Genomic DNA, 23777 nt, shown 5'->3' with positions numbered 1-23777 from the left:
AGAAAGAGGACAAAAATTGGAATAGGGGATTTTTTTGCGTCACATTTATAACTTATATAGCATTTTCAAATCAGGCATGAAATCCCAGGCTAGTTGCGAATGACACAAAAAAGACTCGAACCAGTTTCCTACTGTTTCCCGTTTCCTGTTCGCGGTTCCCTATATAGGATTTAAGGGAACCCTTGTATCCCGATTAACCCTTTACTGGACGATAATTATGTCAGACCTCTATGTTACTTGGTCAGAATACCATAAAAAAATTGAACGCCTAGCCGTCAAGATTTATCAAGCCAACTGGGAGTTTAACCAAATTGTCTGCATTGCTAAAGGAGGACTGCGGGTGGGGGATATCCTCTGCCGAATTTATGGTAAACCCTTAGCGATTCTTTCCGCATCGTCTTATGGGGGTTGCCAAAACCGTGTTCGAGGTGACATCACCTTTTCCCACCATCTGACGATGACAACGGAAACCTTGGGGAGTCGCGTGCTGCTGGTAGATGATTTAGTGGATTCTGGCGTTAGCCTACGGGAATCGATGAATTGGCTAGAGGAACGATATGGGAATGAACTGGAGGAGATTCGCACGGCGGTTCTGTGGTACAAAGCTCACTCCCTGATCACCCCTGATTATTACGTGGACTATTTACCCGACAATCCCTGGATTCATCAACCCTTTGAACCTTACGAACAGATAAGTCCGACTGAGTTAGCCGCAAGCTATTTGGTCAAGGAAGCCTAAGTATTTGTACTTATCAGGTTGCACAGATTTTTAAACCTTATGTCTAAAGAAAGACGTTTGTAGAAGGCAACTTTGAGTATGGTGAGTTAATTAGGACTCATCACTACACAACTATTATGTCAGACCCACAAACAACGAACCCCATCGCCGAGGCAAAGGAAAACGTAGCTGAGGCAGTTCCTACTCCACCACCCCAACAGATGCCAGAGTCTAGCGCTCAAGCCCTCAAATCGCGCCTGCAATGGGGTGAACCGGCTTTGACCATTCTGGATGTTCGCGATCGCGCGGCTTTTAACCAGGCTCGGATCAGGGGTGCAATTCCGATGCCGATGGAAGAACTCCCGGATCGCGCCACAACCAGTCTCGAACCGCAACGTGAGATCTACGTCTACGGTGACAATGATCAACAAAGCAATCAAGCCGCATCCCAACTGCGAGAAGCGGGTTTTGAATCTGTGTCTGTCCTCAAAGGTGGATTAACGGCTTGGAAAGCAATTTCTGGTTCAACAGATGGTCCTGCTGAGCAACTTTAATTGGGTTTTGGTATAACTTGAACGCACCCCAGCTAAATTAAAAATTATAGCTGGGGATTCTTATGCTAGGCTTCAAACGTTATCGACATTGCCGTGAGTTGGCTAGTATCAACCGGGCTAATTCCTGGAGTCACGGAGACAGAATAGTCACGACTTGGGGTTAAATCAGACAGCAATTGTTCAATTACCTCATCTCTCTCATCTCCCCCCGCTTCCCTAAATGACTATTCCCACTCAATCGTTCCCGGTGGCTTAGAGGTAATATCGTAAGCCACCCGATTCACACCCTTAACTTCATTCACAATCCGATTAGAAATGAGTTCGAGTAAATCGTAAGGAACTCGTGACCAATCCGCCGTCATCCCGTCCTCACTACTGACCAAACGCAGCACAACCGGATACGCATACGTGCGCTGGTCCCCCATCACCCCAACACTGCGAATCGGGAGTAAAACAGCAAACGCTTGCCAAAGTTCATGATAAAGTCCGTGTCGATTAATTTCCTGGCGCACAATCAAATCCGCATCGCGCAGAATATTCAGCCGTTCTGCGGTGACTTCACCAATAATCCGAATCGCTAATCCGGGTCCGGGGAAGGGATGACGCCGAACAATTTCTTCGGGTAAACCAATGGAACGTCCCACTTTGCGAACTTCATCTTTGAAGAGTTTCCGTAAGGGTTCCACTAGCTTAAAGCGCAAGTCTTTGGGTAAACCCCCGACGTTATGATGACTCTTAATTTTCACCGCCACCCGTTCCCCGGTTTTGGGATCAACATTAGTATCCGCCGACTCAATCACATCGGGGTAAAGCGTACCCTGAGCCAAATAGTCAAAAGGACCCAGGATTTTGGATTGTTCTTCAAAGACACGAATAAACTCGTGACCAATACGACGACGCTTTTCTTCAGGATCAGTCACCCCTTCCAGTCGAGCCAGGAAGCGATCGCGGGCGTTAACATATTCTACAGGAATATGAAATTCGCCCTGAAACAGCTTAACCAACCGTTCTGGCTCCAGTTTTCGCATGAAGCCTTGATCTATAAACATACAGGTCAATTGGTCACCAATCGCCTTGTGCAATAAGAAAGCGAGGGTTGAGGAATCCACACCTCCAGAAAGAGCTAGTAGTACCCGTTTATCTCCCACCTTGGCGCGGATTTCGCGAATAGCTTCCTCGACAAAAGCTTCCGTCGTCCAAGTGGGTTCGCAGTCGCAGATGTGATAAACGAAATTGCGAATTAACGCGATACCCCCAACCGAATGCACGACTTCCGGGTGAAACTGCACCCCATAGAGCTTTTTCTGATGATCTGCGATCGCGGCGCAAGGAGTATTATCGGTATGGGCTAGGACTTCAAAACCGTCTGGCAATTCCTGACAGGAATCCCCATGGCTCATCCACATCGTTGAACTTTCTTCCACATTCGTCAACAAGTCCGTGGGATCATCGATATGCAGCGACGCTTTGCCATACTCTCCCCGTTTAGAGCGAGTTACTTTCCCACCTAGTTGCTGTACCATTAACTGCATCCCATAGCAAACCCCCAATATAGGGATACCCATAAGCAAAATTTCGGGATCACACTGAGGTGCAGCGTCATCGTAGACGGAATTCGGACCTCCCGATAGAATAATTCCTTTGGGACTCAGTTGTCGGAGTTGTTCGGCGCTGGTGCGATAGGAGATGACTTCCGAATACACCTGAGTTTCGCGGATACGACGAGCGATGAGTTCTGAATATTGAGAGCCAAAATCCAGAATCACAATCATCTGGCGATGTAACTGGTTTTGTAGAGTGGTTGTGGGTAATGTCTCTACGGGTTGAGATGCGTTTCCTGTTGGTCTAGTCACTGCTTTGTCCTGTAAGCGCAATTTGAGTAATATAAGGATATATCTCGCTGAGCAAGTCTGCTACTGATAGCAAGAGAATCTATTGGTTTAACAGAATAGATATTCTTACCAACTTAACATAATTGCGAAAGTAATGTGGCTCCCGTTGGGCTAGTGACGATGACTTGGCGGTTGCGATCAAATAACAGGGAACCGACTCGTACTTCTTGCTGGCTATGCTTATAAATATAGTCTTGGCTACGTTTATCTATCGTAGACGCGATCGCCCGATAAATCTGATTCACCCAATCACTCCCCTCCTTAGCATCCAATTGCCGCAAATAGGTCAACGCGGCTTCGGTGGTGGGACTGGTAAAAACTGCCTGTAAAATCGGCGTGGGTAATCCCACTTGAGCGCCATGAGCGGTGAGAATTTCCAAGCGTCCATCAGCTAAGTGATGATGGGTGTGAAAAATTCCACCGGCTAACTTAATCAGCTTACCATGGTACCCGAATAATAAAAGTCCTGGGATTTCCTGGAATCCCGCCGCCACTAATAGAGGTCCTAGCCAATTTGCCGTTTTGACTAATTGCTCTGAATTAATTCCCATCTGTCGCGCCAAACTTAACCCATTTTCTCCCACACAGAAGACTAAACAATCAAAACAGAGGGCTTTAATTTGCAGTTGTTCGCGATAAGCTTGCAGTTGATCAGGAGCGCTTAACGGTTGAGAAATACCCGTCGTTCCCAACAGTGATAATCCTTCTAGCACACCAAACGCCGCATTCGATGTCCGTTCTGCCAGAATACGACCTTCGGGTAAAATAATTGTTACCTGAATTTTCTCATCGGGTGCAAGTAAGCGACTGAGATTCCTTTGTAATAACGTCTCAGCATAGCCATAAATTGCCGCTTTTCCGGCGGCATTTAATTGTCGCCCAATTCCTTCACCGCCGACTATCTGTACCTGTTCGGTTTGCTCAGATTGTCCCCATTCCACAACTGCCCAAATCGGAGTATTTCGGGTTAGATCAATATTATCCCCCGGATCACTGCGGGTAATTGCCAATGCCATTCCTGGGTGAATTCCGGCGACTTGCTCAATCGGAATTTCTGCCGTTTCTTGAGGTTCAATTAAATCTACAGATACGGCATCTAGGGGTTTAGCTTGGCGCAACCACTGCAACGCCGCAATAGCGGAAGCACAAGCAAAGACGGGTAGAGTATATCCAGATCTCATTGACATGGTAGATGATTAGATTCTTCACTGGGACAAAGCGACGCCCTAAACCCAGCCAATAACATCCCGAATCTGAGACTTGGCATACTCGCAGTCAATATGCTGCTGTGCTTTAGATAACGCGGTTTCCGGTCGCTTGTACCAGCGTTGCGATCGAATACAAAGACCATCTCGTCGAGTGGCTTCCCAGGAATAACGGGCGCGGTCTACTACTAACCACACTTTATAACCCCGATGCTGTTGTTGGGGGAATTTCAAAAGACCAATCTCAGCTAGCACGCTTAAGCGCATCCGGGAACGAGCTAACCGTTTCATCAACTCCAGAAAGCAAACAGCAGCGCGTTTAGCGTCATCATGAGTTGGGTAACGATAGCGATCTCTGGGTTCAAACTTAAAGTCAGATCCAATCAGGGAAAACCGGAACTTCCCGGACGCTTCCTCCACGAAGGTGACTCGCCAGGAAGTTTTGGGGTATCGAACGCAGAAGCCAGAAGGCTGAATTTTGACCGTCGCTGTCATCTGAAGTCTAAAGTATAAAGGGTGGAAGACATTGAAAGAAGGTAGAAATCACCATCAAAATTTTCAGGCGTCTCACTGGATGTCGGACTCGTTACCACGCCAAAATCCATCATAGCTTTTTCCATGAGGCATCTGCCTCAGCAAATAGTCCCATGTTCTAAGAAAAAAGTCGATGCTGATCTACCTATCTCAGGCTGGGAAATGTTAAGGTGAATGGCAGCTAACTGAAGCCTTTTAAGATCGCCGAAACCCTTAATATACCCTAGCGTGGGTTTCGACTTCGCTCAACCCACCACCATGCCAGTCAGTACCATTCATGCTAAGGTAGCGAAGCTAACCACTTGGAAAGTTCATCCCATCGAGGAGTGAGGAAATGTCAGGAGTATTTCCACGCCGAGGACACAATAAACACAAGACAACCGTAAAACGCTTTCTCCTGTTCGCTGGACTAAGTTTAATCAGTCTTATCCTCTGGGGAGTCATCACCCAACACCGAGTGACCGCCTCAGAGGTTATGCCGACTCAGATAACGACCAACACCAACACCTATTGGCAGGGAGGTTCGTTTCCCGTTGAGAATTTTCAGGCTTATACCTCTCCCTACGGCTACCGTCGTTCTCCCCGTGGGTCAGGTACAGAATTTCATCGAGGTTTAGACATCGCCGCACCCGAAGGCAGTTACATTCGCAACTGGTGGGCAGGTCAGGTGGTATCCCTGTCCGATAATACTGCCTGTGGCACGTCTATCACCATCCAATCCGGTGAGTGGAAACATATCTACTGTCACCTCAAAGGTCATGTGGAAACAGATAGCCAAGGCATGTATTTGAGCGATCGCAGTGGCGGGATTCAACTCTGGAAAGGTCAACAGATACCCACTGGCACTCGAATTGGTCGCGTGGGTATGACCGGGCGCACCACGGGTCCTCATTTACATTGGGGGGTAAAGTACGCCGACAAATACATTGACCCCGCCTTAGTTCTCCGGGAAATGTACCGACAGCAAACGGCATCGAACTAAGGAGCGTTATTGCTGTAGTAGACGTTAACTGTTCTGGCAATTCACTGATATCTGCCTTCAAAAGCCGAATTCCCTAATGTAACCCACTCATAATTATCCCATCTTTAGCTCGCATATAAAGCACAGGTGTGGCAAAGTCGGGCTTATCTAGTCCGACTTCTATGGAAATGGCATTACGGGTACTCTGGATAGCAGCATCTAAAGGCCAATCTAGGGCAAGGGTACGATAAAATTCGTCGGCAAATAGTTTGGCAGTGCTGTCGAGGATAGAATATTGCATAGCGATGATGGCGGGTATGCCGCGTCGCACAAGATTCGGGGCGATGCCTGCAAAGACTTGGTTGGAGGATACTGCCGCACCTTGACAAGAATTTAACACAGCCAAACCTAGGTTACGGTTGCCTAAAAACAAGTTGGCAAAGCCTTCATCGTCTAAGAGTTTGGATTTATTATCTTGATCAACAAGAGCAATGAACCCCTTATTGTTCTTAAAGACGCCGTGACCAATGAAGTGGAAGACGTTGTAAGGCTTCTGGCGTAATTTCTGGTTAATGTTGCGGATAGTGGCTTCTGGTAGCACATCTAACTCAATCTTACCTGCCTCTATATGTTGTGTGAGTGCTTCACGGATGAGGTTTTCTTCGTCAGCGACATCTAATGGGATGAGGTTAGTTGGACTAGAGATAACCAGCAAAACTTTCAGGGGGAGGCTAGCAGCTTTGAGTTCTCGCTTTTTTTGAGGAATGTCAATATACCGTGACAGGGCAGTTTGAGTGTTATTGGCGAGAAAGGTGTTAGTGCTTTGCTCGTAGAGAAATTCCCAGGGGAGAGCGGCGAGTTCTGGGGATTCAAACACCAAGCGCAAGCGCACGTCGTATTTGTTCTCTTCAGCGCCTGCTAGGGTAGCTCGAAATTGACCGTGAATCTTAGCGGGGAAAAGCGCTTGATAGAGTTCACTTCCCAGTGATTTGAGCAGTTCAGTATTTGTTTGCCGATGCTCAATCAATCCCAGCGTCAGCCTAATTTTGTTCATATCTAACTGGAATTCATCCCACTCCTCACCTTGTTCTGAGGAAGCGCGAATCTTGCGATCGCTTGTTACCAAGAGTTGAAAGTCGTAGTAATTCATGGTGTTTGGCTCGTTGATAATTTCTACGCTAGATTGCAGCTTGATAATCTGGTCTTCTATAGTGTCGGTGTCAGACCGCAATCTTGACAAAGCGGCTAGAAGCATCTGCATATCAGCCATATTAGGTGCTTCAATATCAGATGGCTGACTAAGTTGAGATTGAAGTTGCTGAGTTACAGTATGAATGTTATCGCAGGCAGAATTCAGCCATTCAACAGCTTTTTGAGGACTATGGAGGATTTGTTCGTAATCATCCCAGGTTGAATCGATAATTTGAGTGATAGTTCTTTTTAGAGAAAAGTAAAGGACTGCTGCACGAACGGGAAAATTATCGGTTTCCAAGTCAATGAAACAAGCTGTGCAGCATAGGCGCTGATTAGGAATGTCCAAAAGTCGCTATGGATTAATCGTTGCTCTCCCTCAACTAAAATATCCTGCAACCATCTTGACTGTTCAGGTTGATATTTATAGCAGTAATTAATACCGACAGCAATACCAAGCAATTCTGTGGGACGATAAAAAAATGAAGTCCGATCTATAGGAAAAGCCTCCCGACCTGAGAGTCTAACTAATCCATTTGCCCAACTTTCCAGAAAACTTTCACTAAACCGTCTTCCACAGGCAAGACTATAGCCTACTGTTGCGAGAACAGGAGCGTGACTAAAACGGTTTGAATCTAAACTATCAATGTCTGCATCGTTGGCTACCTCAAAGGGAAGTTGGCTGTTTGTCTGATGGAAAACATAGTGAGCAAAGCCACTCTCTGGTGATTCTCTGTGATAATTCACCTGTAAATACTGCCCCAGGTTGTCCAACTGGAAACTGAAACTTTTCCTAATCGCATCTATCATAGGAACCACTTACTTGCACGAAGTTTAATATTGAGCATTTCAGGTGACCATCCCCGAACATTTCTTAGACGGGCAAGTAACTTAGCAATCAGTTCGGAATAATAGATGGTTACAGGATCAGATGCAGGCAATAGCGATCGCCAAGATAGTGATGTAAACTTTAGCACTTGTTCACTTAGATATGTGAGGTCATAATAGGTGGATTGTGGATGCAGATGAATAAGTAATGGTGTTGGTAAAGGTGAGCTAGAGCGCTTAATAAGCCTTGGACTATTGGTACTTAAAAGTCGCGTGTAACGTCCAAGTTGCAGAATGATACCCCGCTCCGGTGCATAGATTCCTTTTTTTGTACTACTTCTCCCCCGGATACCTTGCTGGGATTTATCCAACATTATAAATGGATGATCGTGAGATATGGTTAAAAATGCAAACTCAATATTCTGTTCTCTACCAATTTGAGCAACACACTGAGCAATAATTTCTGCGACATCAATATTCTTTAAAGGTCTGGCTGCATGGAACACCAGACGTACTGTATCATCACGTTGCCAATTATTTCGAGTTTTGATTTCCTGCAAAATTGACAGGGTTGATTGCCTCAACATATCCGGATACTCATCATAGAAACACTCTTTGGAAAGATTTCCCAAAATGTAATTTCCATCAGCTCGAAATACTGTAGTAATACCGACGAATCGCTGTTTAGCTGTAAAGCGACTTCCCGATAACTCACATGCTCCAATTCCAATAACAAGTTCGTCACTGATGGTCTGATCGTGATCAACAGTCCAAGGTAAGCCATTCATTTTGGCATAAAGTGCAACAGTCAAGTTTTGTAGCGTATACTGTAGCTCCCTATGCGATTGACTGATTGTTGCAAAGCGAACATCCTGGGATGGAATACCTGCCATTAGTAAAAGTGATTTGGAGTAAAGATAGGGATTTTCGGAATCAGGAAGACGTGCGTGGTTATCAAGAAGTACGACGATTGCGGCATCGGGCATAACTTCTCGATTTTTTAACGTCTGCTCAATAGTATCTCGATAGAGAGTAGCTGGAGGTTTAGTGGTGTTTTTGAACCAAGGAATAGACTCTAATATAAATCTTGGATTAACCAGACCGAAAATTTTAGCAAATCCGCCAGTATACCGAGATGATTCTTGCCAAGATACATCACCATATTCATTAATTTTTTTCTTTTGAAAGCTGATACCGTCCCGTAAGGATCGAATAAAATTTTCAACTGTACCTTTCACGGTATCAGGAAAGAAAACAACTATTTCTGGAGTTTTCTTAGAAAAGTTTTCCCGACTGAACGGTCCGTAATGGTTAATACCCTTCCAAGCAAAAGGTGCTTTCTTCGTTCGTGCAGCATCAAAGCAGTATTCAACGGCAGAAGCAGTAATTACAGACTGATAGTCCTTAGTATTGATGGCAGGAATTCTCTCCCCGATTGCCCCTTGTAAATCTGGTGCAATTTGGAGAGGAGATTTTTTAACTAAAAACTGTTGCATTTCAGTGAGCGTTTGGTCGAGAGCGGGTCCAGTCAATAACTGACTTTCTTGGTCATCTAGTGCAGACTTAAAGGATTTATACTGATCTTTAAGTATAACTTTTAGACAACGGCTAAATGAAAATTTAGATCCCTCTAACCAGACTTCTTTCTCAGGAATTGAGTCTATATCGTCGAAGGCTTCAGAGAGATAAACAATTTGATTGGAAATATAATTAATGCGTCCGACTAAAAGTCTTTTACCAGGGACACGAGAACGACGAACAACATACAAATCTTGAAGCTCAACACCTTCATTTTGAAGGGAGCTTAAGGATGCCTGAATTTGCCAATTGGTTTTGAGGCGAAGAAACAATCCAATACCAGGTTCGTCTTGACGGAGTTCAAAAATTTTTGGTTCAAGGATGTATTTGGGAATAATTTTGAAATTGAAAATAATGTTAGGTAAATTGTTGCTAGTATTAGCAACTAGGCTGATGAGTTCTTTCCTTTGAGCCAAGAAAGTAAAGGGTTTTCGTTTTAGCGGATTATATTTTGAGAAGATACCTGGAAGCAGACTACTGATACGACTGGTTAAAAGTTGAAGATGCTCATTACAGTTTAGATCCTCCGGTTGACCAAAAGGCTTATGAGGTTGAGTTACCTTAGGAATACCATAAAGTTTGCCCTGTCGCCAGTGAAGAAACCATTCATCTCCCAGTTCTTGTCGGAGTGGTTTTACCTCCTGGTTATTTGGTAAAGCTTGTATAGATGCTTTGAAGCTTTGGGCAGAAAGTTTGACCTCGAAACCGTTGAGAAAAATAGACATAGGACATCTTCTCGATTAGAGCAAAAATTGAATTCTCAGTGCCTATCACTAAATAGGCACTCAGGTAAGTACATATATACTATCGCTCTTGTGTTACTCTCGAAAAATTTCCCTCAAAGCCAGGTTCTCAAAGCCTCCCTAGTTAAGGATTTCAGAAGTAATACCAAATCCGGGTTAACTACCCCCTTTATAATCCAGTCCGCGCAGGCGGACTTTGTTTGTGTAGCAGCGATTTTAATCGCCGTGGCAAAAGGGGGTAATAAAGGCAAATTGGGTTTACTTGACTTTCCTTTTTGCCTTCTTAATGTATCACCGCCATTTGTTTTTCCGGCAGTTGGGTGTGTTCAGCAACAATTTGTCGAAATTGCTCCCCTTCAATGGTTTCCTGCTCTAACAAAATATCAACTAAGCGATCAATCAACGGTCGATTGTCGCGAATTAGCTGACGCGCTTCCTCATAGCATTCCATCGCGATCGCTTGCACTCGATGATCGATTTTGGCGGCAACTTCTTCGGAATAGTCAGATCGCTGCGTCCAACCGCCGCCGAGAAACACTTCGCTATTCGGGCGTTCCAGAGCAACCGGACCTAAATCAGACATACCATACCGAGTCACCATCTCACGCGCCAGTTCTGCGACTTTCTTAATATCACTAGCGGCACCAATGGTCACTTCACCATGACCAAATACTTCTTCTTCCGAAGCCCGACCCCCTAAAGCAATGGTAATCTGATCAATCAGCCACGTCCGAGGCAAGTACAAATCCCCCAGATCAGTAGAGCGACTGATATTCATGAATTCTTCATTGGGTAAGGGTTGGGCAAATCCACCCACGCCACCAGAACGGGGTAAAATTGTCACCTTGTTTAAGGGATCAGAATTTTTGAGGATGGTCATCAGCAGGGCATGTCCGACCTCATGGTAAGCGATTAATCGCTTCTTCTTACTATCCAGAAGCGGTGTCATTTGCAGACCAATACTGACGCGATCGATGGCATCATCAATTTCTAGGGGAGTAATTGCCTCTTTACGCCGTCGGGCGGTGAGGATCGCCGCCTCGTTGAGTAGGTTCGCCAAATCCGCGCCCGAAAATCCCGGAGTGCGTCGCGCGATCGCTTCTAAGGATATCTCTGCTGCTAATTTCTTATTCCGACTATGGACATCCAAGATCCCCAGCCGTCCATTATAGGTAGGCAGATCTACCATAACATGGCGATCAAATCGCCCAGGTCTAAGCAGGGCAGAATCTAAAACATCGGGACGGTTGGTCGCCGCAATAATGATAATACCCGTATTTCCCTCAAACCCATCCATTTCTGTGAGTAACTGGTTGAGGGTTTGCTCTCGCTCATCGTTCCCTCCACCGATACCCGCCCCTCGTTGTCTACCAACGGCGTCAATTTCGTCGATGAAGATTAAGCAGGGAGCATTTTCTTTGGCTTTCTTGAATAAATCCCGCACCCGCGAGGCGCCCACCCCGACAAACATCTCCACAAACTCACTGCCCGAAATGCTAAAGAACGGAACCCCCGCTTCTCCCGCGATCGCTTTTGCCAGCATGGTTTTCCCTGTACCTGGAGGACCGACTAACAGCACCCCTTTGGGAATACGCGCACCAATGGCGGTAAATCGTTCCGGTTGTTTGAGAAACGTGACGACTTCTTGTAATTCTTCTTTGGCTTCTTCAATTCCCGCCACATCCTCAAACTGTATCCCGGTTTTCGCTTCTATCTGAAAGCGAGCGCGGGATTTGCCAAAGTTTAACGCTTGACCGGAACTACTCGCCGAACGACGCAGAATCATCATCAGTCCGGCGAGCAAGAGTAAGAGCAAAAATAACTGCATCACCAACCCTAAGGCGGCAGAATTATTCGTGGTTGGCGTTACATCCAAGGGAATATTGGTGTTCCGCAGTTTCCCAATCAGTTCGCCATTTTGCTCCAGTAGCATGATCTCTTGAGGCGGTTCGGCGTCTTCGGGTCCGGCTAAGTAGACTCTAGCAACATCACGGGCGGGGTCAAGTTCAACTTTTTCGATATTACAATCCGTTTTCGATGTCTGACTCGGTGGGATCTTTTCCTCTGGGGATGAGGGTGGCGGCGTGCAGGCATCAATTTCCCCCAAAAGCTGCCCATAGCTTAACGATGGCTTTTCCTCCGTCTGTTGCGCTTGGGCAGGGACACCCAACATCACACCTTGAACGATCACTAAGCTGGTTACCATACGCCACCAATAACGAAGTTTATTCTGTGGCGGCTTTGGCTTACTCGTTGAACCTCTATGCGGTTCATGTCCCATCCATGATCTCATCCAGGAACTGTTGTTCATCGAATAATTTCCCTTGTTGGTCCTGTCTATTAACTCGCAGCATAATGCTGCCAAGGCGTGACGCGGCACGTTCAACTGCTTTACCAACCTCTAGTTTAGCGTTCCTCCAATCTAGCCGTGGCTAGGGGAGGATGCAATCGTGGCAATACTGCAAAGGATAGGAGAGCCGGGGTGTAGGGGCGGGTTTTACAGCTAACTTATGGTTCCACACTCTCTACTCGACTAAACCCGCCCTTCTAGGGGAGCAGGGGGAGAATAAATGAAACTAGAGTTCGCTGCGTAAGTCCTGAAGTTAATGTATTTTGTATTAGAAAGTATTCATCGGCAAGACATGGTAAAAATTGTTGGCATTAATGGTAGCCTGCGAGCTAAATCCTATAGTTATCAAGCCTTAACCTTAGCCATTCAGCGGGTGCAAGCCTTGGGCGCATCCACCGAAATCCTTGACCTGCGACAGATGCAGTTACCATTTTGTATCGGTAGCGATGACTATCCCGGTTATCCCGATGTCATCCGGTTACGGGAAACGGTACAGGAAGCCGATGGCTTAATTTTGGTTACACCGGAATATCATGGGGGCGTGAGTGGGGTACTCAAAAATAGCCTGGATTTGATGACATTTGACCATTTATCGGGTAAAGTGACCGGGCTGCTCAGTGTTTTAGGCGGTCAAGCTAACAGTAATGCCCTCAATGAACTTCGGCTGATTATCCGTTGGGTTCATGGTTGGGTGATTCCAGAGCAAATCGCCTTCGGTCGGGCGTGGCAAGCCTTTGGTGAGGATGGCAAGCTTTTAGATGAGAAACTCTCGAAGCGTTTAGATCAGTTTGCTGAGAGTTTAGTTGATCATTCTCGTAAGCTGCGAGGAGTGTTGTAACAATTCTAAGTTACTTCAGCCTGAATCTTCTTTCTAGTCTCATGTTCGTATGTATTGACACGTTAAATGTCAATACCTCTTATATTTAATTTTGTCAACAAATATAAAATTTAGTATAAATTTAACAATTATTTTTAGTAAACTTAAACTCTCATTTGTAAAAATTAAAATAGAGGGAGTCAATCACCTTCGCTTTGTTACTCAAGAATAAGTTACTCAAGAACACCTAAGACCCATGATGATATCAGCCATTCCTTCACAACCGACGAGTGCTTCTGCTCAACGTCTTTGTAGCTATGCCAACACAACTAGCTCACTGCAAGTGATTCGGATTGGTATCCCTAGCGCTTACAGTTTTGAGCGTGTTGTTTTTCCTGGCGATCGCCTGTTGTTTGAAGCAGCATCGGATGCTCAACTCGAAGTTTTATCAACTTATCTGGGTCAAGCGATCAAGATTGAGAAGATTCCCTGTCGCCAGTTGCAGGTTGAAGTTGATCCGCCTCGGCTATCAGCTTAAGAATAAGAAATACCATGAATTTGGCACATTGGTACAGGTTTTCAAACAAAACTTAACATTGTTTGAAACCTATGTTGCCACAATCGATAAAGAATGGGGGAGGGAGATCGGTTTCCTCCTCTTTTTGTGCTTGCGGGGACGTGCGACATGCCTGTCAACTTAAGCTGAATGGTGCGATCCTTAAGGTTGGTGGGCAATGCCCACCCTACGGTATCAGTGCGATCCTTAAGGTTGGTGGGCAATGCCCACCCTACGGTATCAGTGCGATCGCGTATTTTCCCGTATAATTAATCCACCCAATAGCATCTGCCACAGAAACCGCAATGAGTTACCGAATGGATCGCCGCGCTTACGCTGAAACTTATGGTCCGACTGTAGGCGATCGCATCCGTCTGGCTGATACTGAATTGTTCATTGAAGTGGAACGGGATTTCACCACCTATGGCGATGAAGTCAAATTTGGTGGCGGTAAAGTCATTCGCGATGGGATGGGACAATCTCCGATATCGAATGCGGATGGGGCGGTGGATCTGGTGATTACCAATGCCCTGATTTTGGATTGGTGGGGAATTGTTAAAGCTGATATTGGGATTAAAGACGGTAAAATTTCCCAAATTGGCAAAGCCGGAAATCCCTATATTCAAGATAACGTCGATATTATTATTGGTCCGGGGACTGAAGCTGTAGCTGGTGAAGGGATGATTCTCACCGCTGGAGGGATTGATGCCCATATTCACTTTATTTGTCCCCAACAAATTGAAGTCGCGATCGCATCCGGGATTACTACGATGTTAGGCGGCGGTACAGGACCGGCTACTGGTACCAATGCCACGACTTGCACACCGGGTCCGTGGAATATGTATCGGATGCTGCAAGCCGCCGATGCGTTTCCGGTAAACTTGGGATTTTTGGGTAAAGGCAATAGTAGTCAACCTCAGGGACTTGTAGAACAAGTGTTAGCGGGGGCAATGGGGTTAAAGTTACACGAAGATTGGGGAACAACACCAGCCACAATAGACACCTGTCTGAGTGTCGCGGATGAGTATGATATTCAAGTCGCCATCCATACCGACACCCTCAACGAAGCCGGATTTGTAGAAAACACGATCGCGGCATTCAAAAACCGCGCCATCCATACCTACCATACCGAAGGCGCAGGCGGGGGTCATGCCCCCGATATTATCAAGGTTTGCGGTCAAGCCAATGTTTTACCCTCCTCCACGAATCCCACTCGCCCCTACACGATGAATACCCTGGAAGAACATCTGGATATGTTAATGGTATGTCATCACTTGGATCGGGGGATTCCAGAAGATGTCGCCTTTGCCGAGTCCCGGATTCGCCGGGAAACGATCGCGGCTGAGGATATTTTGCACGATTTAGGCGCATTTAGTATGATTGCCTCCGATTCCCAGGCGATGGGGCGAGTCGGGGAAGTGATTATTCGCACCTGGCAAACGGCGCACAAGATGAAAGTGCAACGGGGCGTTTTATCTTCATCCTCTGAGGAAACAGTGGATCATGATAACTTCCGGGCAAAGCGGTATGTGGCAAAGTACACGATTAACCCGGCGATTACCCATGGTATTGCTGACTATGTAGGTTCAGTGGAGAAAGGGAAACTGGCTGATTTATGTCTGTGGAAACCCGCCTTTTTTGGCGTCAAACCAGAGATTGTGATCAAAGGCGGTGCGATCGCTTGGTCCCAAATGGGGGATGCCAATGCTAGTATTCCCACACCCCAACCGATTCACAGCCGTCCGATGTTTGGCAGTTTTGGCGGTGCGATCGCGGCTACGTCGCTAACGTTTGTCTCTCAGGCGGCATTAGACCGAGATATTGCTACACAATTAAAGTTACAAAAACCTGCGGTTGCGGTGTTCAATACCCGGCAAGTAAGTAAGCGAGATATGAAATTAAATGATGCATTACCGGAGATGGAGGTTGACCCAGAAACCTATCAAGTTAGGGCAGATGGAGAATTGTTAATTTGCGAACCAGCTAAGAGTTTACCGATGGCACAGCGTTACTTTTTGTTTTAAGAGAACAGTGCGATCATGCTTTCTGCTGTCTTTGTCTGAAAGGCTTGGTTTGGCACCATTGTAGAGACGTTGCATGCAACGTCTCTACATAAATGATGTGTCCTCTATTAGCCACCATCCGACGACGCCATCTAAGCGCAAATATTGATTGATGCTTATCCCACTCTTGTTTAATATCCGGCGTCATTACAAATTTGTGACAGATATCCAAAACCGCTTGTAAAAAATCCCGACAGTGTACTGAAGTTGGATAAGTCGCATCCTCTCCGCCAGATGAACGGGCAACTGACGCATCAATTACCAGTCGTTTGGAAACCCCTTTATCCGCCATTAGAACCTTCCGATAAACGAGATTCAGCCGCATTTAAATAACGACTTTCTAGTTTTAGAGATACATCGCTAAAATCTTCGGGAAAATCTCCAAAAGCACCCGCTTCATCGAGATCAGCACTACTAACTTTTGTTATCCCATCATCTCCCCGTGTAAACCAGTGCAATTTTACCAAATCTGGTGATAGTTGACGTTCTGCGACTAATGATTGAACGGCTAAAAGTAGCAATTCACTGTGAGTTTCTATAACAACACGGACATCTCGTTTTGCTGCATCTGCTAGTATATTCGCTAAAGCAACTTGGGCGCGAGGATGAAGGTGAAGTTCTGGTTGTTCTATATATATTAGCTGTCCTGGTTTGGCTACCAGAAGCGTTACTAATACTGGCAAAACTTGAGAGACACCGATACCAACGTCAGCAATGCTAACCATATCATTTTCACTGTCTCTTCCTGGTAAACGACTTACACGCAATTCAAGCTGAACATCATTTATTTTTCTAGCCTCAACTCTACTTGTTATACCTAATTGATTTAGTGCGTTTTCCAAATCCAAAATTAGGTTACTTTTAGTGAATTGCCAATTATTAATTATACTTGCAACATAATGCTCAAATTTTCCTGGAAAATTCTCACTAATTGCCGTAGCGTTATAAGTGCGTTCTGGATTGCCTCTCAATCCAGAAACATGGACTATTTGACGAATTTTTTCTTTAAAAACCTCAAATGTTGTTATTCTAATAATTGTCTTTATCGGCTCTAAAAAACATCGATTTCGACCTACATTAATACCCGCAAGACTTGGTGGTGGCAGCATAGAATGAATTGATTTTTTAGTCGGGGTTATCTTAAAATGTTCCCTCCGCATATTTTTTTGATCTAATATCTCCCTTGTTTTGCCATCTATGGGCATTTCCAAAATAAGTCCATTCCCGAAATTAAAATTTGTACAAATAAGCTCTATGCCTATTTCTCTTGTTATTTGAAAAATATTTTCTATGAATGAATTATTATTTATTTGAATTTGAATCTTAAATTGATTATTTAATGATGTCCTAGAAGCACAAGATAAGAGTTGTTTTGCTAAAGTGAATTTTACGTTGGGACCATTCAGTAACAATGCGCCAGGGTCATAGGGTGCTTCCAGGGTTTGCTTCATTAGCAATAATGGTTGCATGATGCTGGATTTACCGGAACTATTCGCACCCGCCAGAATGGTTAAGGGACGGATTTCAATACTGCACTCGTCATAAAGAGACTTAAACCCCTGTACAGCAATCCTGGTAATTCCCTGAACTTCCTTGTTGTTGCTTTCAGTCGATGTAGATTGACTCATACCTTAAATACACTCTTTCTTTTGTTTTACCGATTTTTTTCAATATCGGCATAAGCTGCATAAACTCCCTGCACGTTATACCAATTGAGGAAAATTCGGGCAACTTCTAATGCCAACTGCGGCTTCCCACGATTAATCAAATATTGCAAGAAAGATGCCATGGTTCGTTCATTTAATCGCCCACCCACGGAAAGAACTCCCCACAGTATCCGGTGCAGCCATGTCATCTGAATCATCATTCGCACGTCCCAAGTGGGATGTTTTTGATAAAATAATACCCCCATGCGTCCCCGTTGAATTTCTCGGTCAATCATCTGGGGAATTTGGTCTAAATTAAACGGAGGATGCCAATGATAGCCGACAGCCGCCGGACATTTAATCAGTTTTAAGCCTAACTGTTTGAGGCGAACACCCAGTTCTAAATCTTCCCAACCATAGAGTTGAAAGCGCGTGTCAAAGAGTCCCGCTTCCTCCAACCACTTCCGCGCGATCGCAACATTTCCAGTAGCAAAATACGCCGCCGAGAAATCCGTTATCTTGTAGGGTTCCGAACTGGGATTATCGAAATTGTTGGTATTAATTACCCATCCATAAGTAAAGACGCGATCGCTCCCTAACTGCTGTTGTCCCTGAACCAATGCATCCGCATGGGCTTGCAGGAAATTCTCGGTGACGACTAAATCACTATCGATAAAGATAATTGTATCGCCTTTAGCCTGCTCAACGCCTAGATTCCGGGCGGCGGCTGGACCCAGGTGATCTTGAGAGAGCGATCGCACTTTGGACAGTTCCTGACGATGAGAGTCCAGCCACTCTAGGGTACCATCTGTTGAGCCATCATCCACCACGACGACTTCATAGCCAGTGACAACAGTATTTTCCCTGAGATGTTGGTGTTCTAAAGCTTTTAGGCACTTTTTTAGAATGGGTAGACGATTGTACGTGGGAATAACAACGCTGAAAAACAAGGATGAGGAATGGGGTATTACAGATGAATTGTTGTACTTCATTCAGGGGTAAACGGCTGTAGGACTTATTAATTATGAATCAGGGCGGGTTTTGTTGTTCCATTAGTGGTGGAGAGGGCGGGTTTTGTTGTTCCGTTATTGGTGGAGAGGGCGGGTTTTGTTGTTCCATTAGTGGTGGGGAGGGCGGGTTTTGTTGTTCCGTTATCGGTGGGGAGGGCGGGTTTTGTTGTTCCATTAGTGGTGGGGAGGGCGGGTTTTGTTGTTCCGTTAGTGGTGAATATCGGAATTTAGTCCCTAAACCCGCCCCTACGGTATTGTGCCAAATGTCACCCCCTTTTGTTTCAGCCAGCGACGGTAAGCTAGGGACGCTTTATCACTGGGTAAATGACACTCCCGTTGTAAATCTAAAGGCAATAATTGAGGACGTTGCGACTCCACAATAGGAATATCTTGAGCCACAACTTGATCTTGAAACGCTTTTAATTCAGCTTCAGGAACATCAAACCCATAATTCATCGCTAACCCCATCCAGCCGAGACATTCGGTTTCCGTGACTGGCGTGACGGTAAAAAAAATAGCCAAGTTTCCTTGAGTCGATGCTTTGATAAAATGAGCCGTTAGCGGACGCAAAATTCGATACGTATAGGTGACATAGCTGCCTTCACCCGTACCATCGGGATCAGGTTGCCAGACGCGGATATTGTCAATCATAATTTCATCGGGAGTAGATTGGACGTGATAATCCGCGATCGCACTTTGACACACATCTCCCAGTAATCCCTCATGCACAAAGGGAAAATGAGCCAAATCCAGAAAATTTTCCAAGGCGCGAAAGCCGCTAGCGCGATAATAATACGCACCACAGAGAATTTTCCGATAACTGGGGTTATCCCACTCCGGGAAACCAGGAACTGTATGCTTGGGTTGACCCAGAGATGTCCAAATTAAGCCGTAACGTTTAATAATGGGATAAGTCGTCAAACTTGCGCTTGCTGGTGGTGTCAGGTGAGGATGAGCAGGAATGCGAACGCAGTTTCCCTTGCGGTTATACGCCAAGCCGTGATAAGGACAGATCAAATTGCCTGAGCGAACAACTCCTCGTGATAAAGCCGCCCCTCGGTGCGGACATTGATCTTGCCCAACCGAGAAGTCTTCGCCATCATGCCATATCACTAAATCATGTTCCAGCAACCGTATAGACTGCACCGTACCCGCAGTAACATTATCAGCCGCCGCAATAACCTGCCAGTCGTTGAGCAAAACAGAGTCTTTGAACATACGTGAAGTACCCCAACTTGCGAGAGCTGAAGTTGAGGCTTCCAAAATCAACTACGCAAGGACGGTCTTATTCGTCTTTGGAGCTTCCCGTCTCAACCGCCGATGCCTCCCCAAACCCATGTTTGATTTGGTCTTACTCAGCGTCCACAGGCAGACACCCGTCTTCCACAGGTGTATAGCTTTGCGTACAACACAACTTGGAGTCTATTTTTACCATAGGGCGTAACCTATGAACCAGCGGTCATGTTCTTTCCCTAGCTGCGATGTTTCTGCGGTAAGCATATTACTGCTACTTCGGATTAACCTGTCTGATGTCCATACGCCTAGGCGGGTCAGCAACCATCTATATATTACTATGTATGTAGATTTTGTGTAGATAGCGATGACGAAAAAGGGATTGAATTTGCGAATATCTGAGCGTCGTTTGAATAAGCTCAGGTTGTATGCTGCCAGCAAGGAAAAGACGATGACTCAACTAGTAGAAGATTGGATTGACCGACTGCCAAATACAGAGATTGACAATCACTCGGACACCCACAAGAGGTGTACCTCGTAATTGTCCGGCTATTCATCCCCACCGTGCAGACGAATGGGGAATTCCGCCGAATTAGTTAAAGTATGGTAAACGGATAAAAGTTAATGACCGATTACGACAAAGCCACCAGTGATAACTCCCCACTCAACCCCCAGCGCCGACAGTTTCTCAAACGATGCGGTGTCCTTGGTGCAGGAATTGCCCTATCTGACTTAATTTTGCAATCAGTCAACCAACCTGTTGCAGCCGCACCACTCCCAAAAACGCCCCTTGCCGGAGATACAAATAGTATGATAACCCTCAACTCTGGAGAAATCCCCCGTCGTCCCCTGGGGCGCACTGGCGTAGACGTCTCAGCCATTGGCTTAGGTGGCGCTCATTTGGGTAATGCCTCGAGTCAGGAGGAAGCAACCCGTATTGTCCAAGAAGCCGTTGACGCGGGAATCACGTTTATGGATAATGCCTGGGAATATAATAACCATCGCAGTGAAGAATTGATGGGCAAAGCCCTGGTTGGGCGGCGTGATCAAGTTTTTCTGATGACCAAAGTTTGTACCCATGGACGCGATGCGAGTGTGGCGATGCAACAATTGGAAGAATCACTGCGGCGACTGAAAATTGATTATCTGGACTTGTGGCAAATCCATGAAGTCGTTTATTATAACGACCCAGAGCTAATTTTCCGCCAAAATGGGGTCATTGAAGCATTAGAACGGGCAAAGCGTGAGGGTAAAGTGCGTTTTGTGGGCTTCACGGGTCACAAAAACCCAGCGATTCACCTGAAGATGCTGGCTTATGATTTTCCTTTCGACACTTGCCAGTTACCGCTTAACTGTTTCGACGCCACGTTTAGCAGTTTTGAACAGCAGGTATTACCGGAACTCAATCGGCGCGGTATTGCGCCCATTGGCATGAAAAGCTTAAGTGGTAATGGTCAAGCGATAAAAAATGGGATTCTCACCGTTGAGGAAGCGCTGGGTTATGCGATGAGTTTACCTGTCGCCACTACGGTTAGCGGTATTCCGTCACTGGATGTATTGCGTCAAAACTTAGCCATTGCCCGGGGTTTTCAGCCGATGAACCCTGAACAGATGCAGGCGCTACGCGATAAATGTGCCGTTTATGCGGCGGATGGGCGCTTTGAACTGTTCAAAACCTCCAAGAAATATGATGCTGATATTGGCAGAATCCAGCATGGCTTTCCACCGGAAGCGGAAATGCCCAGTTAGGTAGGGTGGGCAATGGCTACAATTTGGATATTAACAATCCCTATCAGGAGAAGGAAAAGCATCGGGATTTAGGCGAGATGTTGACAGAGTATCAGGAGTTGATGGTAGGGGTAAGTGAGACGCGGAATTTATTGAAGGCTGAATTGATGAACGCTTTGAATGAAGGTGAGATACTCGACTTCTTTAAGAAATCGGATATCTGAATATATAAGAAGGAGGTTCACCAATGGCATATAGCAATTTCACGTTAGCTAAAGTTAAGGAAGATTTTGGTTTAACGGTGGATGAGACTCAAAATCTATTTGTAGATGTTGAAGGGGTTAAGCCATCGGATATTTTAAGCGTTACTTTACAAGAGTATATTCCTTTAGCAACGGCAATTGGTACGGAAAAAGCGCGTTCTGAGTTTCTGATCGCACCAATTTTAAGTGAAGTTAGGCGGCTATTGAATTATCAGATTAGCTTGTTTTCTGGTACTGATTTTAATGTAGATATTGAGAAAGGACTTATAGGATACTGTGATTTTCTGCTCAGTGCTTCTAGAGAGCAGTTTTTTATCAGCGCTCCTGTGATTACTATTGTTGAAGCTAAAAATGAAAATATTATTGGCGGGTTGGGGCAATGTGTAGCCGAAATGGTAGCGGCTCAGATTTTTAATCAACGTAAAGGAATTGATATTCCTGTCATTTGTGGGGTTGTAACTAGTGGTACGGCTTGGCGGTTTTTGACGCTGGATGAAACCAATGTTTGTATTGATTTAGTGGAATATTATATTAATCAAGTTGATAAAATCTTAGGGATTATCTTAAAACCCATTCAAGCTTATTTACCAAAGTAGTGGCTTGGCAAGGTTAAAACAGTGGTCAAGTATTTTCAAGGAACCCTTATGAGAGTAGCGATCCAGAAAAAATTTACCCACAACTTTAAGCTTGCCAGCCCACTAGGGTATATCAAGGGTTTTGGCGATCCAAAACGGCTACCTGGAGCGTGCCATTGGGTCTTAGGATAGGTAAGTCAAGCTCAAAGTTGTACTTGGAGTCTTTATAACCAAGGGAAATACCGATATGTCAATTGACTGGCAAACCGCCAAAACCTACGAGGATATCCTTTATCACAAAGCCGACGGTATCGCCAAAATTACCATTAATCGCCCCCACAAGCGTAACGCCTTCCGCCCTAAAACTGTTTTTGAACTCTACGATGCCTTTTGTAACGCCCGCGAAGACCAAAGAATTGGTGTTGTTTTATTAACCGGGGCGAGTCCTCACACCGATGGTAAATATGCTTTCTGTTCTGGAGGGGATCAAAGCGTTCGGGATAAGGCGGGATACGTTGGCGATGATGGCGTTCCTCGCTTAAATGTCTTAGACTTACAACGCCTGATTCGTTCTATGCCCAAAGTGGTGATTGCCTTAGTCGCCGGGTATGCTATTGGCGGCGGTCATGTGTTGCACGTTATCTGTGACCTAACCATTGCCGCAGATAATGCCATCTTTGGTCAAACCGGTCCGAAAGTCGGCAGCTTTGATGGTGGGTTTGGCGCTAGCTATCTCGCCCGAATCGTGGGTCAGAAGAAAGCCCGGGAAATTTGGTTCCTCTGTCGCCAGTATACGGCACAAGAGGCGCTGGATATGGGTTTGGTGAATACTGTTGTCCCCGTAGACCAGTTGGAAGCGGAGGGGATTCAGTGGGCAAGGGAAATTTTACAAAAAAGTCCCATCGCTATCCGTTGCTTAAAAGCGGCGTTTAACGCTGACTGTGATGGTCAAGCGGGTTTACAAGAATTGGCTGGAAATGCCACGTTACTGTACTACATGACTGAGGAGGGGGCAGAAGGGAAACAAGCCTTCCTGGAAAAGCGCCCTCCTGATTTCCGTCAATATCCTTGGTTACCTTAAGCAGCATCTCTCGTTAATTTTTGCACTCGGTCGGGGCGGGTTTAGTCACTTATGGGTGAATCAGAAACGATAACGGTGAAACCCGCCCCTACACAAAGGCGGGTTTAGTCACTTAGGGGCTGCTGAATAAGTGTTGTGGTGAGGGGGAGCTGGGGAAGCTGGGGAAGCTGGGGGAGCTGGGGGAGCAAGGGTACATTTTCCCTGAGCAAGGTGATGCCATACTTATGAAGGATGCTACCCCATTTCCTTGC

Annotated in this window: 23 protein-coding genes; 11 read left to right on the top strand and 12 right to left on the bottom strand. The window is 45.7% G+C overall.

Annotated features, from left to right (window positions below; genetic code table 11):
* Nucleotides 1-217 precede the first annotated feature (217 nt).
* Together RIB93_RS05890 and RIB93_RS05885 are read left to right on the top strand one after the other, a co-directional pair.
* Entirely contained in the window at nucleotides 218-739 is a 522-nt protein-coding gene (locus RIB93_RS05890) for a phosphoribosyltransferase (protein WP_446371191.1), read from the top strand.
* Nucleotides 740-855: 116 nt separating this feature from the next.
* Complete coding sequence (locus RIB93_RS05885; protein ID WP_446371189.1) at nucleotides 856-1272, top strand: rhodanese-like domain-containing protein; 417 nt, start codon at nucleotides 856-858, stop codon at nucleotides 1270-1272.
* Nucleotides 1273-1496: 224 nt separating this feature from the next.
* Here RIB93_RS05885 and guaA read toward each other — a convergent pair whose 3' ends face one another.
* The 3 genes from guaA to RIB93_RS05870 all read right to left on the bottom strand — a co-directional run bounded on the left by guaA (nucleotide 1497) and on the right by RIB93_RS05870 (nucleotide 4864).
* A complete protein-coding gene (guaA, locus tag RIB93_RS05880; RefSeq protein WP_446371283.1) occupies nucleotides 1497-3044 on the bottom strand; it encodes a glutamine-hydrolyzing GMP synthase in 1548 nt (515 codons plus the stop codon).
* A gap of 194 nt (nucleotides 3045-3238) precedes the next feature.
* Nucleotides 3239-4351: a cobalt-precorrin-5B (C(1))-methyltransferase CbiD gene (cbiD, locus tag RIB93_RS05875; RefSeq protein WP_446371187.1), complete on the bottom strand. Its 1113-nt coding sequence runs from the start codon at nucleotides 4349-4351 to the stop codon at nucleotides 3239-3241.
* A 39-nt stretch (nucleotides 4352-4390) separates the two neighbouring features.
* Nucleotides 4391-4864, bottom strand: coding sequence for a hypothetical protein (locus RIB93_RS05870; RefSeq protein WP_446371185.1), 474 nt, complete (start codon nucleotides 4862-4864; stop codon nucleotides 4391-4393).
* A 373-nt stretch (nucleotides 4865-5237) separates the two neighbouring features.
* Between RIB93_RS05870 and RIB93_RS05865 the strand changes: the two genes are divergently transcribed.
* Nucleotides 5238-5885, top strand: a complete 648-nt coding sequence (locus RIB93_RS05865; RefSeq protein ID WP_446371183.1) for a M23 family metallopeptidase — start codon at nucleotides 5238-5240, stop codon at nucleotides 5883-5885.
* Nucleotides 5886-5958: 73 nt separating this feature from the next.
* Here RIB93_RS05865 and RIB93_RS05860 read toward each other — a convergent pair whose 3' ends face one another.
* The 4 genes from RIB93_RS05860 to ftsH form a co-directional block, all read right to left on the bottom strand.
* Nucleotides 5959-7356 carry a CHAT domain-containing protein gene (locus RIB93_RS05860; RefSeq protein ID WP_446371181.1) on the bottom strand — a complete coding sequence of 466 codons (1398 nt, stop codon included), beginning with the start codon at nucleotides 7354-7356 and terminating at the stop codon, nucleotides 5959-5961.
* On the bottom strand, nucleotides 7305-7865 hold the full coding sequence (locus RIB93_RS05855; RefSeq protein WP_446371179.1) for a hypothetical protein: 561 nt from the start codon (nucleotides 7863-7865) through the stop codon (nucleotides 7305-7307). The genes RIB93_RS05860 and RIB93_RS05855 overlap by 52 nt, the downstream gene beginning before the upstream one ends.
* Nucleotides 7862-10186: a Piwi domain-containing protein gene (locus RIB93_RS05850; protein ID WP_446371177.1), complete on the bottom strand. Its 2325-nt coding sequence runs from the start codon at nucleotides 10184-10186 to the stop codon at nucleotides 7862-7864. The genes RIB93_RS05855 and RIB93_RS05850 overlap by 4 nt, the downstream gene beginning before the upstream one ends.
* A 301-nt stretch (nucleotides 10187-10487) precedes the next feature.
* Nucleotides 10488-12485 (bottom strand): ATP-dependent zinc metalloprotease FtsH, encoded by a 1998-nt coding sequence (gene ftsH, locus RIB93_RS05845; RefSeq protein ID WP_446371175.1) that lies wholly within the window; start codon nucleotides 12483-12485, stop codon nucleotides 10488-10490.
* 361 nt (nucleotides 12486-12846) lie between these two features.
* Here ftsH and RIB93_RS05840 point away from each other — a divergent pair, with 361 nt between their 5' ends.
* The 4 genes from RIB93_RS05840 to ureC all read left to right on the top strand — a co-directional run bounded on the left by RIB93_RS05840 (nucleotide 12847) and on the right by ureC (nucleotide 15951).
* Nucleotides 12847-13392, top strand: a complete 546-nt coding sequence (locus RIB93_RS05840; protein ID WP_446371281.1) for an NADPH-dependent FMN reductase — start codon at nucleotides 12847-12849, stop codon at nucleotides 13390-13392.
* Between the two features lie 235 nt (nucleotides 13393-13627).
* On the top strand, nucleotides 13628-13909 hold the full coding sequence (locus RIB93_RS05835) for a DUF1830 domain-containing protein (RefSeq protein ID WP_446371173.1): 282 nt from the start codon (nucleotides 13628-13630) through the stop codon (nucleotides 13907-13909).
* A 140-nt stretch (nucleotides 13910-14049) separates the two neighbouring features.
* Nucleotides 14050-14196: a hypothetical protein gene (locus tag RIB93_RS05830; protein WP_446371171.1), complete on the top strand. Its 147-nt coding sequence runs from the start codon at nucleotides 14050-14052 to the stop codon at nucleotides 14194-14196.
* A 36-nt stretch (nucleotides 14197-14232) separates the two neighbouring features.
* Nucleotides 14233-15951, top strand: coding sequence for an urease subunit alpha (ureC, locus tag RIB93_RS05825; protein WP_446371169.1), 1719 nt, complete (start codon nucleotides 14233-14235; stop codon nucleotides 15949-15951).
* Between the two features lie 13 nt (nucleotides 15952-15964).
* Here ureC and RIB93_RS05820 read toward each other — a convergent pair whose 3' ends face one another.
* The 5 genes from RIB93_RS05820 to RIB93_RS05800 all read right to left on the bottom strand — a co-directional run bounded on the left by RIB93_RS05820 (nucleotide 15965) and on the right by RIB93_RS05800 (nucleotide 19864).
* Nucleotides 15965-16282: a hypothetical protein gene (locus RIB93_RS05820; protein WP_446371167.1), complete on the bottom strand. Its 318-nt coding sequence runs from the start codon at nucleotides 16280-16282 to the stop codon at nucleotides 15965-15967.
* Complete coding sequence (locus tag RIB93_RS05815; protein WP_446371165.1) at nucleotides 16272-17618, bottom strand: AAA family ATPase; 1347 nt, start codon at nucleotides 17616-17618, stop codon at nucleotides 16272-16274. Before RIB93_RS05815 ends, RIB93_RS05820 begins: the two co-directional genes overlap by 11 nt.
* Before the next feature lie 26 nt (nucleotides 17619-17644).
* Complete coding sequence (locus RIB93_RS05810; protein WP_446371279.1) at nucleotides 17645-18586, bottom strand: glycosyltransferase family 2 protein; 942 nt, start codon at nucleotides 18584-18586, stop codon at nucleotides 17645-17647.
* A gap of 79 nt (nucleotides 18587-18665) precedes the next feature.
* Nucleotides 18666-18821 (bottom strand): hypothetical protein, encoded by a 156-nt coding sequence (locus RIB93_RS05805; protein ID WP_446371163.1) that lies wholly within the window; start codon nucleotides 18819-18821, stop codon nucleotides 18666-18668.
* A gap of 71 nt (nucleotides 18822-18892) precedes the next feature.
* Complete coding sequence (locus RIB93_RS05800) at nucleotides 18893-19864, bottom strand: aromatic ring-hydroxylating dioxygenase subunit alpha (protein WP_446371161.1); 972 nt, start codon at nucleotides 19862-19864, stop codon at nucleotides 18893-18895.
* A gap of 639 nt (nucleotides 19865-20503) precedes the next feature.
* Between RIB93_RS05800 and RIB93_RS05795 the strand changes: the two genes are divergently transcribed.
* The 4 genes from RIB93_RS05795 (at nucleotide 20504) to menB (ending at nucleotide 23526) form a co-directional block, all read left to right on the top strand.
* A complete protein-coding gene (locus RIB93_RS05795) occupies nucleotides 20504-21628 on the top strand; it encodes an aldo/keto reductase (protein WP_446371159.1) in 1125 nt (374 codons plus the stop codon).
* Between the two features lie 5 nt (nucleotides 21629-21633).
* Nucleotides 21634-21831 carry a hypothetical protein gene (locus RIB93_RS05790; RefSeq protein WP_446371157.1) on the top strand — a complete coding sequence of 66 codons (198 nt, stop codon included), beginning with the start codon at nucleotides 21634-21636 and terminating at the stop codon, nucleotides 21829-21831.
* 23 nt (nucleotides 21832-21854) lie between these two features.
* Nucleotides 21855-22466, top strand: a complete 612-nt coding sequence (locus RIB93_RS05785) for a hypothetical protein (RefSeq protein ID WP_446371155.1) — start codon at nucleotides 21855-21857, stop codon at nucleotides 22464-22466.
* 226 nt (nucleotides 22467-22692) lie between these two features.
* Complete coding sequence (gene menB, locus RIB93_RS05780) at nucleotides 22693-23526, top strand: 1,4-dihydroxy-2-naphthoyl-CoA synthase (RefSeq protein WP_446371153.1); 834 nt, start codon at nucleotides 22693-22695, stop codon at nucleotides 23524-23526.
* Nucleotides 23527-23777 lie beyond the last annotated feature (251 nt).

Source organism: Coleofasciculus sp. D1-CHI-01 (assembly GCF_040218875.1).
Taxonomy (GTDB): domain Bacteria; phylum Cyanobacteriota; class Cyanobacteriia; order Cyanobacteriales; family Coleofasciculaceae; genus Coleofasciculus.
The sequence above is the reverse complement of the archived record's forward strand: the minus strand, read 5'-3'. Positions and strand labels throughout refer to the sequence as shown.

Bases quoted from the DNA above. Each gene is read 5' to 3' on its own strand.
- RIB93_RS05890 (WP_446371191.1), top strand. From the start codon at position 218: ATGTCAGACCTCTATGTTACTTGGTCAGAATACCATAAAAAAATTGAA.
- RIB93_RS05885 (WP_446371189.1), top strand. From the start codon at position 856: ATGTCAGACCCACAAACAACGAACCCCATCGCCGAGGCAAAGGAAAAC.
- guaA (WP_446371283.1), bottom strand. From the start codon at position 3,044: ATGATTGTGATTCTGGATTTTGGCTCTCAATATTCAGAACTCATCGCT.
- cbiD (WP_446371187.1), bottom strand. From the start codon at position 4,351: ATGTCAATGAGATCTGGATATACTCTACCCGTCTTTGCTTGTGCTTCC.
- RIB93_RS05870 (WP_446371185.1), bottom strand. From the start codon at position 4,864: ATGACAGCGACGGTCAAAATTCAGCCTTCTGGCTTCTGCGTTCGATAC.
- RIB93_RS05865 (WP_446371183.1), top strand. From the start codon at position 5,238: ATGTCAGGAGTATTTCCACGCCGAGGACACAATAAACACAAGACAACC.
- RIB93_RS05855 (WP_446371179.1), bottom strand. From the start codon at position 7,865: ATGATAGATGCGATTAGGAAAAGTTTCAGTTTCCAGTTGGACAACCTG.
- RIB93_RS05850 (WP_446371177.1), bottom strand. From the start codon at position 10,186: ATGTCTATTTTTCTCAACGGTTTCGAGGTCAAACTTTCTGCCCAAAGC.
- ftsH (WP_446371175.1), bottom strand. From the start codon at position 12,485: ATGGGACATGAACCGCATAGAGGTTCAACGAGTAAGCCAAAGCCGCCA.
- RIB93_RS05840 (WP_446371281.1), top strand. From the start codon at position 12,847: ATGGTAAAAATTGTTGGCATTAATGGTAGCCTGCGAGCTAAATCCTAT.
- RIB93_RS05835 (WP_446371173.1), top strand. From the start codon at position 13,628: ATGATGATATCAGCCATTCCTTCACAACCGACGAGTGCTTCTGCTCAA.
- ureC (WP_446371169.1), top strand. From the start codon at position 14,233: ATGAGTTACCGAATGGATCGCCGCGCTTACGCTGAAACTTATGGTCCG.
- RIB93_RS05820 (WP_446371167.1), bottom strand. From the start codon at position 16,282: ATGGCGGATAAAGGGGTTTCCAAACGACTGGTAATTGATGCGTCAGTT.
- RIB93_RS05815 (WP_446371165.1), bottom strand. From the start codon at position 17,618: ATGAGTCAATCTACATCGACTGAAAGCAACAACAAGGAAGTTCAGGGA.
- RIB93_RS05805 (WP_446371163.1), bottom strand. From the start codon at position 18,821: ATGGAACAACAAAACCCGCCCTCCCCACCGATAACGGAACAACAAAAC.
- RIB93_RS05800 (WP_446371161.1), bottom strand. From the start codon at position 19,864: ATGTTCAAAGACTCTGTTTTGCTCAACGACTGGCAGGTTATTGCGGCG.
- RIB93_RS05795 (WP_446371159.1), top strand. From the start codon at position 20,504: ATGACCGATTACGACAAAGCCACCAGTGATAACTCCCCACTCAACCCC.
- RIB93_RS05785 (WP_446371155.1), top strand. From the start codon at position 21,855: ATGGCATATAGCAATTTCACGTTAGCTAAAGTTAAGGAAGATTTTGGT.
- menB (WP_446371153.1), top strand. From the start codon at position 22,693: ATGTCAATTGACTGGCAAACCGCCAAAACCTACGAGGATATCCTTTAT.